At 58.6% G+C, this 15,166-nt stretch carries 9 protein-coding genes; 4 read left to right on the forward strand and 5 right to left on the reverse strand.

The window, feature by feature from the left end; translation table 11 throughout:
* Nucleotides 1-38: 38 nt before the first annotated feature.
* From NZK35_RS24275 to NZK35_RS24285, 3 genes are all read right to left on the reverse strand, one after another.
* Entirely contained in the window at nucleotides 39-1,742 is a 1,704-nt protein-coding gene (locus tag NZK35_RS24275) for an arylsulfatase (protein ID WP_259635116.1), read from the reverse strand.
* A 325-nt stretch (nucleotides 1,743-2,067) separates the two neighbouring features.
* Nucleotides 2,068-2,175: a DUF1571 domain-containing protein gene (locus tag NZK35_RS24280; RefSeq protein ID WP_259635117.1), complete on the reverse strand. Its 108-nt coding sequence runs from the start codon at nucleotides 2,173-2,175 to the stop codon at nucleotides 2,068-2,070.
* Nucleotides 2,172-2,408: a DUF1571 domain-containing protein gene (locus tag NZK35_RS24285; RefSeq protein ID WP_323379665.1), complete on the reverse strand. Its 237-nt coding sequence runs from the start codon at nucleotides 2,406-2,408 to the stop codon at nucleotides 2,172-2,174. The genes NZK35_RS24280 and NZK35_RS24285 overlap by 4 nt, the downstream gene beginning before the upstream one ends.
* Nucleotides 2,409-2,535: 127 nt before the next feature.
* On the opposite strand from NZK35_RS24285, the gene NZK35_RS24290 reads away from it, so the two are divergent.
* A complete protein-coding gene (locus tag NZK35_RS24290) occupies nucleotides 2,536-5,922 on the forward strand; it encodes an amidohydrolase family protein (RefSeq protein WP_259635118.1) in 3,387 nt (1,128 codons plus the stop codon).
* A 38-nt stretch (nucleotides 5,923-5,960) separates the two neighbouring features.
* On the opposite strand, the gene NZK35_RS24295 is transcribed toward NZK35_RS24290, so the two are convergent.
* Nucleotides 5,961-6,680, reverse strand: a complete 720-nt coding sequence (locus NZK35_RS24295) for a type 1 glutamine amidotransferase (protein WP_259635119.1) — start codon at nucleotides 6,678-6,680, stop codon at nucleotides 5,961-5,963.
* Between the two features lie 384 nt (nucleotides 6,681-7,064).
* On the opposite strand from NZK35_RS24295, the gene NZK35_RS24300 reads away from it, so the two are divergent.
* The 3 genes from NZK35_RS24300 to NZK35_RS24310 all read left to right on the forward strand — a co-directional run bounded on the left by NZK35_RS24300 (nucleotide 7,065) and on the right by NZK35_RS24310 (nucleotide 11,895).
* Nucleotides 7,065-8,525, forward strand: coding sequence for a TolC family protein (locus tag NZK35_RS24300; RefSeq protein WP_259635120.1), 1,461 nt, complete (start codon nucleotides 7,065-7,067; stop codon nucleotides 8,523-8,525).
* Nucleotides 8,526-9,010: 485 nt separating this feature from the next.
* Nucleotides 9,011-10,486 (forward strand): sensor histidine kinase, encoded by a 1,476-nt coding sequence (locus NZK35_RS24305; RefSeq protein WP_259635121.1) that lies wholly within the window; start codon nucleotides 9,011-9,013, stop codon nucleotides 10,484-10,486.
* Nucleotides 10,471-11,895 (forward strand): sigma-54-dependent transcriptional regulator, encoded by a 1,425-nt coding sequence (locus NZK35_RS24310; protein ID WP_259635122.1) that lies wholly within the window; start codon nucleotides 10,471-10,473, stop codon nucleotides 11,893-11,895. Before NZK35_RS24305 ends, NZK35_RS24310 begins: the two co-directional genes overlap by 16 nt.
* Before the next feature lie 60 nt (nucleotides 11,896-11,955).
* On the opposite strand, the gene NZK35_RS24315 is transcribed toward NZK35_RS24310, so the two are convergent.
* Nucleotides 11,956-15,066: an efflux RND transporter permease subunit gene (locus NZK35_RS24315; RefSeq protein WP_259635123.1), complete on the reverse strand. Its 3,111-nt coding sequence runs from the start codon at nucleotides 15,064-15,066 to the stop codon at nucleotides 11,956-11,958.
* Nucleotides 15,067-15,166: the final 100 nt, after the last annotated feature.

Below are 15,166 nucleotides of genomic sequence, written 5' to 3' on the forward strand. Positions count from 1 at the left end.
AAGCCTGTACACCAACACGTATGCCCGATTGATTCCCGTCAATGCCAATTTTTTTTCGGATTCAGTGGCAACACGTCAGCGCGCTCGGCGTAGGCCTGCCACATGGCGGCCAGCTTTTCAACCCGCTCGGGTTGCTCGTCGGCCAGATTGTGTTGCTCGCTGCGGTCGGCCGCGATGTCGTACAGTTCCCATTTCCCCTTGGCCCCCTTGGCGACCAACTTGTAATCGCCGACTCGAATCGCGCGATTGCCTTCGTGTTCCCAGTAGATCGCTTCGCGATCGATCGGTTTTCCCTCAAACGTAGGCACCAAGCTCTTGCCTTCCATCGGCTTGATCTTGTGACCGCCGTGGAAAACGGTCGGATACTCTGCACCGGAGACGTCGACGGCGGTCGCCATTAAATCGATCAGGTGGCCGGGCGTGTGTTCCAATTCGCCATGGCGGGTGACCTTTGCCGGCCAGTGGACGATCAACGGCGTCGAGATGCCTCCTTCGTGGGTCCAGTGTTTGTATTCTCGAAACGGTGTGTTGGAGACGGTCGCCCAGGCGCGTCCGTAACCGATGTAGGTATCGGCCGGTCCCGCCATCACCCCCTTGCCCGTCCGGACCGGGAATCCGTCACGGGTTTGTTTGGGTTGCATGTCGGGCTGCAGATAGTCGCTGGGCAACTCGGGTAGGGGCGCCGTTTCGCTGCGTTGTTTAGCATTGCCGCCCCGGCCGTACCCTTCGGCGCAGCCGCCGTTGTCTTGGAAGAAACAGATCAGTGTGTTTTCAAACTCGCCGGTATCGCGGAGCGTTTCGACGATCCGTCCGATACCCTGGTCCATGTTGTCGATCATCGCGGCGTAGACTTCCATGTTGCGTTTGTCCCACTCCCAAAACTCCGATTCCTTGGCTCCATCAGGGACGGGGAAATTCGTCGTCGCTTTCGGATCGATGACGCCAAGTTCGATCATTTTTTGGTAACGCGCCACGCGGATGGCGTCGTACCCGGCGTCATATTTCCCTTTGTACTTTTCGATGTCCTTCTCCAATGCATGCATCGGCCAGTGGGCGGCGGTAAAGCTGACGTACATGAAAAAGGGTTGATCGCCGGTCTCGAAATGATGTTCTTTGATCAAGCGAACGGCGTGATCGGCGATCGCGTCGGTGTAGTAATACGTGCCGTTGGTCTGATCCTCCGGTCCGTATTCGGGGTCGGCCGCGGGTGAGATGTATTGGTTGTCGCGGGTCAACGTGTTGGGATCAAAGAAGCTGCCGGCGCCGTGGATGGTGCCGTAGAAGCGATCGAACCCGCGCTGGCGAGGCCAGTTGTGCTTGTCCGCGTCGTTTTCCGGTCGGATCATTTTGGTGACATGCCACTTGCCCGACATGTAAGTGCGGTAACCGGCCGGCTTGAGGACTTCGGCCAGTGTGACGCAGTTTCGATTCAGATCGCCCCGGTACCCGTCGTAGCCGCGATCATTCATCATGTGACCGACACCGGCCTGGTGCGGATACAACCCGGTCAGCAGACTCGCCCGCGTGGGGCAGCACCGCGCCGTGTTGTAAAACTGCGTGTAACGCAGCCCGTGTTCGGCGAGCGCGTTCAAGTTCGGCGTCTCGATCTCGCTGCCATAGCACCCGATATCTGAATAGCCCATGTCGTCGGACATGATGTAAATAATGTTCGGGCGAGTGGCCGAGTCCGCGTTAACGACGGTCGGAGACAGCGTTTGCGTCAACAAACCGATAACTGTCATCCAAGCGAGTGGAGTGATTCTGTTTCGCGAATGGCGCGAGAAGAACGGGCGGCGACAGGCTCGCTTCGAAGGAAGGAATTGACTCATGTAGAATCCACGGAGGCTCAATGCGGTTGTCGGGCGTTGAATTCGCTATCGCGTTCCGCCAAAACTGGCTGATCTCTGCACGCAGAAATCAGCCAGAACGGAGAGGCTCAAATCGCATGGCGATCCCCAGGCGGCGAGGAACCGAACACGGTTCCCGCCGACAGTTTCTTCGCTCTCACCCCACAAGTCAAATCCCAGCTACATCACAACGCTGTGCGGCCTCCGGTGCAACCAAAGATTAGCTGATTGACGACCGGAATTGATACTCGGAGTTGTTCTTGTCGAAGTCTTCGGATTTCAAACCGACGTTCAGTTGTAGATCACAGTAGGCATAGCGTTGGATCATCCGTTCGACCAGACGCTGGATTCCGAAATCGCGAATCGTGTACCGACTGTTTGCGTCGCCATCTCGCTGGTCGGTTCAATCAGCGCGGTGATGAACGCCAACCGCGATCCGCCTTTGCGGACAAGCATCTTGCCGTCGTTTTGACCGACGCCCCAAAGCACTTCTCGGCCCTTGATTGGTTCGGGTGCTTTGTACATGAGATAGATGCTGATCGAGCCATTGTGACGGGCGATCCTTCAAGACAACGGGGCTCCAGCTACACTATCGTCCGTCGGCAGCACTCGTTCGCGTCCGGCGTCGCCCTGCCGTCCCGCCACTCACCCCTTGAATTTTCATTGCGCCATGCTCCCCCGCTTTAAGATGCTACTGCCCCGCTTGCTCGCGTTTTGGTTCGTCGTCGTGACGCTCCACACCGTCGCCGTCGCCGCCGACGCGGACACGTCGCAAGACTGGGCCATTGAGGACTACCCCGCCCCGAGCCGCCAACAGGCGATCGACTGCGAGACGGGAACTTGGATGAACCTGGATGTCAGCCCCGACGGAACCCAGTTGGTCTTTGATCTGCTCGGCGACCTGTACCTGATGCCGATCACGGGAGCGGACGGAACCGAAGCGACGGGCAAGCGGTTTCCCCAAAATTTGACCAACACGGTCGCTTGGGAAATGCAGCCGCGTTTTAGCCCGGACGGCAGCCAGATCGCGATGACCAGCGATCGAATCGGCAAAAACAAGAAAGGCGGCGACAACCTGTGGATCATCAACCTCGATGGATCTTCGCCGACCCAGGTGACCAGCGAAACGTATCGGCTGATTTGCAATCCCGTCTGGTCGCCCGACGGTCAGTACCTGGTCGGTCGCAAACACTTCACCAGCCGGCGATCGCTGGGTGCCGGCGAGTTTTGGATGTACCACCGCGACGCGGTTGCCAGCGGTGCGACCGCGGGCGTGCAACTGACCCAGCGTCCCAACGACCAAAAGGACGTCAACGAGCAGGTTTTTTCACCCGACGGTCGCTACCTGTATTACAGCCAAGACGTGACGCCGGGCGACACCTTTGAATACGACAAGAATTCGCACCAAGGCATTTACGCGATCAAACGGTTGGACCTGATTGACGGCACGACGGAAACCCTGATCCGCGGCCCCGGTGGAGCCTGCCGCCCGACACCGTCACCGGATGGAAAAACACTGGCATTCGTTCGCCGTGTCGGGGCGAAGACCGGCTTGCATTTGTTCGATTTGGAATCGGGCGAGATTCGATTGGTCGATGACAACTTGGAACGTGACATGCAAGAATCATGGGCGATCCACGGCGTCTACAGCGCGTTTGATTTCACACCCGACGGTCGATCCATCGTGATTTGGGCGAAAGGGAAAATCCGCCGGATCGATCTGGAAAGCGGCGATTCCGAAATCATCCCGTTTCGGATCCGCGACAAGCGAACCGTCAAGACCGTCGTTCGCCACAAGACGCCGGTCGCCGAAGACGATTTCGATGTCAAGATGTTGCGCGACGTCTGTGTGTCGCCGACCGGTGACCGGGTCGCCTATCAAGCACTCGGATACATCTACGTTAAATCCCTGCCCGACGGTGCCCCCGTTCGTTTGACCGAACAAACCCGGCACTTCGAATTTGCACCGTGTTTCTCCCGTGACGGACAATACATCGTTTACACCACTTGGAACGATCGAGATCTCGGAACGATCCGAATCGCATCGACCGATCCGGCGGCCGACGAAAACTGGATCGTGACCGATCAACCGGGGCACTACACGAACCCGACGTTTTCGCCGGATGGAAGACGGCTGGTGTATGAACGCCGCGGCGGCGGCCACCTGCGGTCGGCGCTGTGGTCGCGCGAGCAAGGGATTTATCAAATCGATTGGCGTGACGGGGTGGCAGAGCAGATCACCAAATCGGGGAGCGATCCACAGTTCGCCGCCTCGGGCGATCGGATTTTTTTGACGCGACGGAGCGGCGGAAAAGAATCCGACAACGTCACCCTGTATTCGGTCGACCTTTCCGGCCAACACGCCCGCGATCACTACACGAGTGATTGGGCGACCGAGATGCAGATCTCGCCGGACGGAAAGTCGCTGGCGCTGATCGAGCGGTTTCATGTCTATGTGACTCCTTTCGTTCAGGCCCCGTCGGCGATCAAAGTCGGTCCCGGCGGCAAGGGGTTGCCGATCGCCAAGGTCAGCGAACAAGCCGGCGACTTTGTGCATTTTTCCGGTGACGGTGCGGCATTGCACTGGTCCCTCGGACCGGAACTGTTTACCTGCGACGTTTCCCGAGCGATGGTCGCATTGGCAAGCGACGGTGCTGAACCGGACGTTGCTCCATCGGATCAGGCGGAAACAGAGCAGGCTGAAGCGGAAGCAGATGCCCAGGCCGTCCAGAACGTCCACATCGGCTTCACCCATCATCACGCCAAACCCGCTGAAACCCGTGCACTGGTCGGCGGAAAGATCGTCACGATGGGTCCGGCCGGGGTGATCGAAGACGGCGTCGTCTTGATCCGCGGCAATCGAATCGTTGCCGTGGGAAGTCGCGAGGACGTCGAGTTGCCAGACGATGCGATCAAAACGAACCTCCAGGGCCAAATCGTATTGCCGGGTTTGATCGACACCCACGCCCACGGGGCCCAAGCAACCGACGGGATCACGCCTCAACAAAACTGGATCGATTACGCCCGTCTGGCGTTCGGCGTCACCACGATCCATGACCCCAGCAATGACACGCACAGTATTTTCGCAGCCAGCGAAATGACCAAGGCGGGCGTGATCCATGCCCCACGAACGTTTTCGACGGGCAAGATTCTGTACGGTGCGACCGGCTCCTACAAAGCCGAAATCGAATCCCTGGCCGACGCCGAGTTTCATCTCAAACGGATGAAGGCCGTGGGAGCGTTCAGTGTGAAAAGCTACAACCAACCGCGACGCGATCAACGACAACAGGTCTTGGCGGCGGCTCGAAAGTTGGACATGTTGGTCGTCCCCGAAGGCGGTTCGACGTTCATGCACAACATGACCATGATCGTCGATGGACACACCGGGATCGAACACACCTTGCCGGTGCAAACGGCCTATGACGACGTCATGGATCTATGGCGAGGCACTGGCGTGGGATACACGCCGACGTTGAACGTCGCCTACGGGGGACTCTCGGGCGAGCGTTACTGGTACCAGATCGACGACCTGTGGTTGCACACACGGTTGAAAACGTTCATCCCTCCCCACATCTTGAACCCCCGCGCCCGACGCCGCGAAAAATCACCGTTGGAAGATTACAACCACATCAAGGTCGCGGAAATCGCCAGACAAGTGGTCGAGCAGGGCGGGCTGGTTCAAACCGGTGGTCATGGTCAGCTTCCGGGAATCTGCACGCACTGGGAAATGTGGAGTTTCGTGCAGGGAGGAATGACTCCCATGCAGGCGCTCACTTGTGGAACGATCAACGGAGCGAAGTACTTGGGGCTGGATGACGATCTGGGATCGATCGAAGCGGGCAAGTTGGCGGACCTGATCGTGATCCGCCGGGGCGCCGATCCGACCACGCAGATTCGCGACTCGGAAAAAATCCAATTCGTGATCGCCGACGGCAACCTGTTCGAAGCCGACCGGATGAATCGCATCGGAGACAATGCGCCCCGGGCGGAGTTCTTTTGGGAAGCCAACGCCGGTGCGGGCGTGTCGGCGACGGCATCCGAATCGGTCGGTTGCAGTTGCCATCGCGGGCGGTAGGTCATGCTGTGCGTGACAACCGGCATGCACAGCATGCCCTACGCTTCACGCAGCAACTGCATGAACCGGCCGAGCAATTGGTCGGTGGCGGGCGTGTCTTGCACGCTCGCCTCGAACGCTTCCAGCGAGTCTCCGGTGATCGATTTGACGTAGGCCGGATAAGCGTGGATCCGTTGGATGAAGGCGAGGCGATCCAATTCGGGATGAAACTGAGTTCCGTAGATCGGCCGATCCTTGACTCGGAACGCCTGGTTTTGGTTCGTTTCACTCCGCGCCAACAAGACGGCTTGCGGGGGCAGCCGGACGACGCAGTCCTGGTGTCCCATCGGGGCGAGAAAGCGGTCTCCCAATGGCCCGAACAGTGGATCGTCACGTCCGGCCTGGGTCAGTTGAACTTCGATCGACCCCAGTTCCGCGCGTGAGGCGTCGGTCACGACTTCACCGCCGAGCGCCTTGGCCATTGCCTGGAATCCCCAGCAGGAAGCGAACGTCGGCTTGCCCAATTCAACCAACTCCCACATCGCCAGCAGAGCCGGCGGCAGCCAGTCTCCCCCCTCGGCGACCGAGTAGTCACCGCTGCCCCCCAGCAGCACAACATCGACGGCATCGAGTTCTTCGATCGTGGGCGGGCCGGCCAGCAAATCGTGAACCCCGATTTGAGATCGGTCGCAGTTCAACGCTCTGGCAAAACACCCGATCTCCTGATCGCGCATCTTGTCGTCCGCATTGCGGATCTGCAGCAACAAAAATCTGTCCATCAAACGCATTGTCTCCCACGGTCGATCACGGTTCCGACGAGAGTTTATCACACCCTGTCAATCTCTACCGGTTACACGGATTGCCCGAGACGTGTGTCGAGCTTTTGAGGCTTAGACCCACTACAAGACGAAGCATCGCGACAATCGCTCCGATAGAACGTTCGTATTGCATGTCGATCGGATGTGCTTTGGATCAGCTTGGCAGGGAAGCCCGTTGATCATTTCTCATTTGGGAGCTTAGCGGTGCGCACGGATGCCATTAGATGTCGCAAGATGTCGCTATCGGCTTTTTGCTTGTTGTCTGTGGTCGGCTGTGCTCAAGTCGGCCCGCACCCCGCGCCGCCGGCGACCGCGACAATCAATGCATCGTCCCTTGCGCCCCCGATGCGCGCAGCGCCCAACGGCACGCAATCCACCGCCGCCACGCCGGTGCGATCCACAGCAACACCTGAGCCGGCCGGTGGGGTCGACACGGTCGCCTACGCGGAAGACGAAGACGGAGAGGCGATCAGTTTTGCCGACCAATTGGAACGAATCGCATTGCAGCCGGTCGATCTCCAGGCTGTTGAATCGCGATTGGAATCGTTTAGCGATTTGGTGACGGCCGACGGGGCGCAGACGGTTGGCGAAAACGTCTACTCGCTCGAGCAACTCGAGCAACTCGCGCTCGGCAACAATCCTGCGATCATCGCCGCCGGCGCGACCGCCGCCAAGGCCGCCGGGTTGCGGAACCAAGTGGGGACTCGCCCGAATCCGACATTGGGCTATTTCGGGCAACAACTCGCCGATGAAAATACCGACCAGCACGGCGTGTTTGTGGAACAGGAATTTGTTCGTGGAAACAAGTTAGAACTCAATCGAGAAGTCTTGGGCCACACGATGTCGGCCCAACGTTGGGAAATGCAGACCCAGCGGTTTCGTGTCTTGACGGATGTTCGTGTCCGCTTTTTCGAGGCCGTCGCGGCGCAGCGACGAGCCGACGCAACGCGCAATTTTGAAACGGTCGCCCGTCGCGGAGTTCAGATCGCGATGGAGCGTCAAGAAGCCGAAGAGGGCAATTTGATCGAGGTCTTGCAGGCCCAGACGCTGCTCAGTGAAATCATGCTTGCCGCCGAGCAGGCGGAAATCGAGTATCGGGGTGCGTGGCAAGACCTGGCCGCCGTCGCCGGACTGGGGGATACCGCCCCAGCGCGATTGGTCGACGCTCCCGCGACGCCACAGTCATCCCGCGATTGGGAAGCCGCTTACAGCCAGATTCTGGCCGAGAGTCCCGAATTATCCGCCGCCAACGCGTTGGTCTGTGAAAAATACGCGTTGCTGAAACGACAACGCGTGCAGATGGTTCCCAACCTGAACGCTCAGTTCGGTGCCGGCTATGACAATGCCACCGACTCGGGCATGATCAATTTGCAATTCGACGCGCCCCTTCCCGTCTGGAACAAAAACGCTGGCAACATCTCCGCAGCCTACGCCGACTACACGCGAGCCCTTGAGGATGTCAAACGCATCGAACAAGCGATCAAGGCCAGACTGGCACGGACCGCACAAGCCTTCGATTCCTCGCTGGCGGCGGTCACGAAGTACGAGCAAGAGATCATTCCCCAGACGCAAAAAAGTTTGGACCTGAGTGAAGAGGCCTACCGAGCCGGTGAACTGGAGTTCTTGCAAGTCCTGGTCGTTCGCCGCAGCTATTTTGAATCGGCGATCCGATTGATTACCGCCCAAGGTCGACTGGCACAGGCCGACGCCCAAGTCGAAGGGCTGTTGTTGACCGGCGGCCTGGACGCCCCGGCCGACTACACCGACGGCGACGGAATCCGCGGCGCGTCCTTCGGCGGACAGTGACGCTGACGGAGGCGGAATCGAAAGGCAAAACGATGGGGGCAAAACGATGGGGGCAGAACGATGAGATGGCAGAATGATGAGATGGCAGAATGATGGGGTGGCTGCTGGGACTCTGCAGGTTTTGCTCCAATCGCTCGCTCCCCCCTGTCTCCCTGTCTTCATCATTCTGCCCCGAATCGTTCTGCCTTCTTCTCGTCTTCCGCGTGGCATTGTCTTGCCCCCATCGTTTTGCCCGTCTCCGCGTCGGCACGTTGAACTGAAAGATCGCGTGAAAGGCAAGAGTTGTTCACGCTCTGGACAGTTTCTATCCATCGCAACCTCGCCAGCGACTTCATCAGATTGAGATTCCGGTGAGAAACGGTGGGCATTGGCGGGAATCGCGGGTGTTGTAGCGAGGGAGTCGCCGGGGAGCGTTTTGGCACATCGGTTGCAAACCCGTCGAGATGTTGATGGGAAGGTGATCACCGCGTGTGCCGAGATGTTCGATGCCGAAATCACTGATAGAATGCGAACTCTCCAACCGCTTGAATCAAGCACACGAGCCGGAGGGTGGCTGGCGTCTTGTCACGCTGGTGCCTCGAATTCCCAGCATTCGTCAGTGTTTTCGCATGTCCAACCGCGTGTCCGCCCTGTCATCGATCCTGCGTTCGCCGACGCGAATTCTGGGGATCGTCTTGATGCTGGTTTTCACTGCCGAAGTCGGCGTGATGTTTCTGTTGCCCCACGTGATGCCCGAGTTTCTGGGTGAAACGGGAAAGGCGGTGCTCGATGCGGTGTTGCTGACGATGGTTTGCGCGCCCGTGCTGTGGTGGGTCATCATCGGCCCCTTGCGGCGAATCGCGATCCAGGAACATCAACGTTCCGAAACGATCGTGGCCAACGCCAGCGAGGGGATCATCACGTTTGACAGTCAGGGGCGTGTTGCGTCGTGCAATCGCGCCAGTTCGGAACTGTTGGGCGTCGACCCCGCCGATTGGGTCGGAAAAACAACACAGTCGCGGATGCCGGACTTTCCCCGTTCGTTCGAGACGCTTCCCTGTGAGTTTCGAATCGACGTCGATCGGCACGACGGGACGTCGTTTCCGGTCCAGGTCTCCGTCAGCGAATACCCCTCCGAAACGGGGCAATTAAGAATCGCGATCCTCCGCGATTTGACCGAGTTCGAACGGGCCGAACGAGAACGATTGCTGATGGCACGCGAAACCGAAGCGTTGCGGGCACAACAGATGGCGACGCTTGCTCAACTGGCCACGGGCGTCGCACACGAGATCCGCAATCCGCTGACGTCCATCAAGATGTTGATCCAGGTCAATCGCAGCAAGTTCGCCGACGAGGGGCTGCCGACCGACGATCTGGAATTGGTCGAACACGAGATTCGGCGGATGGAACGTTCGGTCAATGGTCTGCTCGACTACGCTCGCCCCGAACACGGTGAGTCGAAGACGTTTCCGATTCAAGACGCGATTGGTCGTACCGTGCAATTGATCGACGGACGGTGTGGCACACAAAACGTCAGCCTGACGCTGAACTGTCCCGATGCCCCAATTTTCATCGATGGAGACGTCGCACAGCTTCAACAATTGCTCTTGAACCTGACCCTCAACTCACTCGATGCGATGCCCAAGGGAGGCGAATTGGCAATCGAGGTCACGTCCGATGAGTCGCAAGTCGAGGTAACGGTTGCGGACACCGGCGAAGGGATCAGCGAGACGATGTTGGACAAACTGTTTACACCCTTTGCGACCAGCAAACCCAATGGCGTCGGTCTGGGGCTGGGGATCTGTCGCCGGATCGCCCAGTCACATCACGGCAGCTTGGTCGGATCCAACCGAATCCCCGACGGGGCACAGTTTCGATTGACGCTGCCGATTGCCGGTCAATTGGACGGTCAATTGGACGGCGAAGCGGACAGAGATTCCGGCGACACGCCGAAGAGCGAGGAATCATGCAAAGCCTGTTAGTCATCGATGACGAAACCTCGATTTTGAAGGCGTTTGAGCGTGCGTTCACGACGGAAACGACCGCGGTCATGACCGCAAATAACGGCGTCGACGGAGAAGCCTTGTTCATCCAGGCCAAACCCGACGTCGTGGTTTTGGACCTCAGCCTTCCCGACACCAACGGCTTGGAATTATTCAAGCGGCTGCGCGAGATCGATCCCCGCATCCCCTTCATTTTCATCACCGGTCACGGCACCGTCGAATCGGCAATTGAAGCGACCAAGTTGGGAGCGTACGACTATCTGTTCAAACCGTTGGAACTGGATGAGATGCGTGCGTTGCTGGAAAAGGCGTTTAACCTCAGCCGCATGGTGCGAGTCCAACCGGTGCTGGCCGATGAAGATGCGCCGATGGGTGACTCGGTTGCCGACGCCATCGTCGGTCGTTGTCACGCGATGAAAGAAGTTTACAAGGCGATCGGCCGCGTGGCGTCGCAAAACCTGACCGTTCTGCTGTTGGGCGAAAGCGGAACCGGCAAGGAAGTCGTCGCCCAAGCGATCTATCACCACAGCGCCCGAGCCAGCGGACCGTTCCAAGCGATCAATTGTGCGGCGATTCCCGACGCCTTGTTGGAAAGCGAGATCTTTGGCCACGAGAAAGGAGCGTTCACCGACGCCCATCGCCAGCGGATCGGCAAATTGGAACAGGCCGACCGCGGCACGTTGTTCTTGGACGAAGTCGGTGACATGTCGCCGTTGACGCAAGCCAAACTGTTGCGTGTCCTGCAAGACCAGACATTTGAACGTGTCGGCGGCAACACTCCGATCAAAGTCGACGCACGGATCATCGCGGCGACGAATCATGATTTGAAAAAGCTCGTCACCGAAGGCCTGTTTCGGTCGGACCTCTATTTCCGACTCAGCGTCGTGACCATCCATCTGCCTCCGTTACGCGAGCGTGAAGATGATTTGAAGGTGTTGGCCGAGTATTTTCTGCGACGTTACAGCAACGAATTTGGCAAGGACATCCGAACGATCGCGCCCGAGACGCTCGAAATCTTGGATCAATATCACTGGCCCGGCAATGTTCGAGAACTGGAAAGCGTGATGAAACAGTCGCTGTTGACGGCACGAGGCAACATTCTGCTGCCCGACTTTCTGCCACCACTCAGCGCCGGCAGCCCGCAAGCGGACTCGCAAGCCGACACATCGAGTCTTCTTTCCGAACCGTTTGTCGACCGCCGTTTGAAAGAGGGGACGGACAATCTGTATGCCGAAGCGATCTCGATCGCCGAACGGCAACTGATCACGCAAGTGCTGGCCCACACCACGGGCAACCAACTCAAAGCCGCGACGATCCTGGGCATTTCCCGCGTCACACTTCGCAGCAAAATCAAATCACTGGGCATCGACATCAATCAGTTCACCTAAGCGTTCAACCGCAGTGAAGTTTCGGATCTCAGGCTTCCAGGCTCGTCATCGCATGATCCGTCAGTGCAGTGTCGGCTCCGGTTCGCCATGATGCGTCAATTCGATGTTCTTCAGTCCACGCGCGAACCAAGGATAGATGCAAGGCACCACCAAGGAGGTCAACAGGGTCGAGGTGATCAATCCCCCGATCACCACCGTTGCCAGCGGACGTTGCATTTCCGCGCCGTCGCTCGTTGACAGTGCCATCGGCAGGAATCCCAGACTCGCCACCAAGGCGGTCATCAGCACCGGCCGCAGTCGCACCTGGGCGGTTTCGGCACTCACCTCGCGCAGTGGCATCCCGGTATGACGCAGATGTTCCGCGGCACTGACCCAAACCAACCCGTTCAGGACCGCGACACCGAATAGCGCGATAAACCCGACGCCGGCGGAAATGCTGAAGGGCATCGAACGCAAGTACAGCGCGATCACGCCGCCGGAAGCCGCCATCGGGACGGCCAAAAAGATCAGCAGTGCCAATCGCAGGGATCCCAGACTGGTGTGCAACAGCAGCATGATGATGATCAACACGATCGGCAGAATGATGGCGAGTCGACGACTGGCCGATTGCAGATTTTCAAAGTCACCGCCCCAACGAATCTCGTAGCCGGGTGCGAAGTCAACCTTTTCTTCCACAGCGGCTTGTGCCTCGTTGACGAACGTCGCGACGTCACGCCCACGCACGTTGGCGGAAATAAATGTCCGCCGCCGTTGGCCTTCGTGTTCGATCGTCGGCGGTGTTTCTTCCAACCGGATGTCCGCAAGCTCCTTCAGCGGGATCGATTGACCGGCTGAATCGGCGACCGGGACCTGTTCGAGCAGTTTGAGGTTTTCTCGCCAATCGACCGGGACACGCACCATGATCGGATAACGCGCGCGGCCTTCAAAAATTTGACCGACCTGGTGCCCGCCGAGCGACGAGACGACGTCGAGCACGGTTTGCGCGTCGATGCCGTATTGTGCCAGTGCTTGTGGTTTGGTTTTGATGGTCAACGTCGACAGGTTGGCCTGGTAGTCCGCTTTGACGTCCACGGCGCCGGGAATCGATCGCAGCACCGACTCGATCTCTTTGCCCTTGATTCCCAGTTCTTCCATGTCGTCCCCGTACAACAAGACGGCGACATCGGCTTTGACGCCGGCGACCAATTCGTCGACCCGCATTTCGATCGGTTGGGTAAATCCGAAGGCGACGCCGGGAACGTTTGCGTTCAGCTCATCGGACATCTGTTCGATCAATTCGTCACGCGTCTTCGGCTGCGGCCAACTGGCGACGGGCTTGAGCAACACCCAGACGTCCGTTTGGTGCACGCCCATCACATCGTTGGCGATCTCCGGCCGCCCGGTTTTGGAAAACACGGTTTGGACTTCGGGGTACTTTTTCAGGATGTTTTCGATCTGGGTCGACATTTCGATCGATCCCTCCAGCGTCGCGCTGGGCAATCGCAACGCTTCGACCAACAGGTCGCCCTCTTCCAACCGCGGCATGAACTCCGCACCCAAATGGCGTGCCATCGGCAAACTGACCGCGAACACCGTCAGCGCCGAGGCGATCGTCACGATGGGGTGCTTGATCGCGCGGGTGACCAGTGGTGTGTAAAAGAATTTCACCACACGCACCAGAAAGACCTCTTTCTCGTTCATCTTTTTGGGAAGAAAGATCGAGGCCATCGCTGGCATAAACGATAAGGAGAGAATCAATGATCCTCCCAACGCGAAGAGCACCGTCAACGCCATCGGCCGGAACAGTTTTCCTTCGGTCCCTTCCAGCAGCAGGATTGGCAGGAAGACGACGGCGATGATCAGTTCGCCAAACATGGTCGGTTTGCGGACTTCGACGGCCGCGTCACGGATCACGTCTTCGTGTTTGGTGTCACCGTTGTCGTGCGAGAGTTTGCGGATGCAGTTTTCAACCATGATGACACTACTGTCGACGATCAATCCGAAATCGATCGCGCCCAGACTCATCAGGCTGGCGGTGACGCCGGTGTAGGCCATCACGTTCGTGGCGAACAACATCGACAGCGGGATCGCCAAGGCAACGATGATCCCGGCGCGAAGGTTGCCCAGCATCAGCAACAGCACCACGATCACCAACATGCCGCCTTCGGTCAGATTGGTCAGCACCGTTTTCAGCGTTCGACCGATCAGCGCTGCGCGGTCATAGGTCACTTCCAACGTCACGCCTTCGGGCAGCGTGACCTCGATCTCTTTCAGCCGCTGTTTCGCCGCGGTGACGACCTCGCGTGAATTTTCGCCGATCAGCATCATCACCAATCCCGTCACGACTTCGCCCCGTCCGTCACGTGTGACCGCACCCTGACGCGTCATCGGCTGGATACCGACTTCGGCGATGTCGCGAATCAGAATCGGATTGCCATCGCTTTCGCGGCGAACCACCACCTCTTCGATGTCCTGAGCGGTTTCCAGCAGCGACACACCGCGAATGAAACGCTGTTCGCCGTGGTGGATCACGTAGCCGCCGCCGGACGTGTTGTTGTTGTTCTGCAGACGCTCGAACAGCAATTCCATCGAAATGCCATAGCTTGTCATGCGGTCGGGGTCGGGTTGCACCTCGAACGTCTTGTAGTAACCGCCGTGCGTGTTGATTTCCGTCACGCCGCTGACTTCACGCAAGCGTGGCGCGACGTCCCATTCCAACAGCGTCCGCAACTGCATCGGGGTGTGCCGGTCGCTGCGGACTTCAAACTGCAGGATTTCTCCCAGTGCGGTCGTCAACGGTCCGACGGTCGGTGATCCGTATCCGGGCGGAATGCTGGCTGCGGCATCCCCCAGGCGTTCGGTCACGAGTTGTCGGGCACGATAAATATCGGTGCCTTCGGTGAACACAATCGTGACGACGGAGATGCCGAATTTGGAGACACTGCGGAGCTCTTCGACGTCGGGCAGCCCGCCCATGGTGTTTTCGACCGGGTACGTGACGTAGCGTTCGACTTCGACCGGCGAAAGTGAACCGGCGTCGGTGACGACTTGCACTTGCACGTTCGTCATGTCCGGCACCGCGTCGATCGGCAGGTGCAGCGCCGAGTACATTCCCGCGGCGGCCATCAACAATGTCAGAATGATGACCAGACCACGGTTGGTCAGTGAGAGTTCAATGATGCGAGTGAGCATGGTGCCGGGGTCGGAGTTGCTGCGCGGTGATGGAGATTCAGTGGTGTGTCAACCGTTGGTGTTTAGCCTTTAGGCGATTCTCGGTCGCTGCGACGCAGCG

Origin of the sequence: Stieleria sedimenti (assembly GCF_025060895.1) — a bacterium.
Classification (GTDB): domain Bacteria; phylum Planctomycetota; class Planctomycetia; order Pirellulales; family Pirellulaceae; genus Stieleria; species Stieleria sedimenti.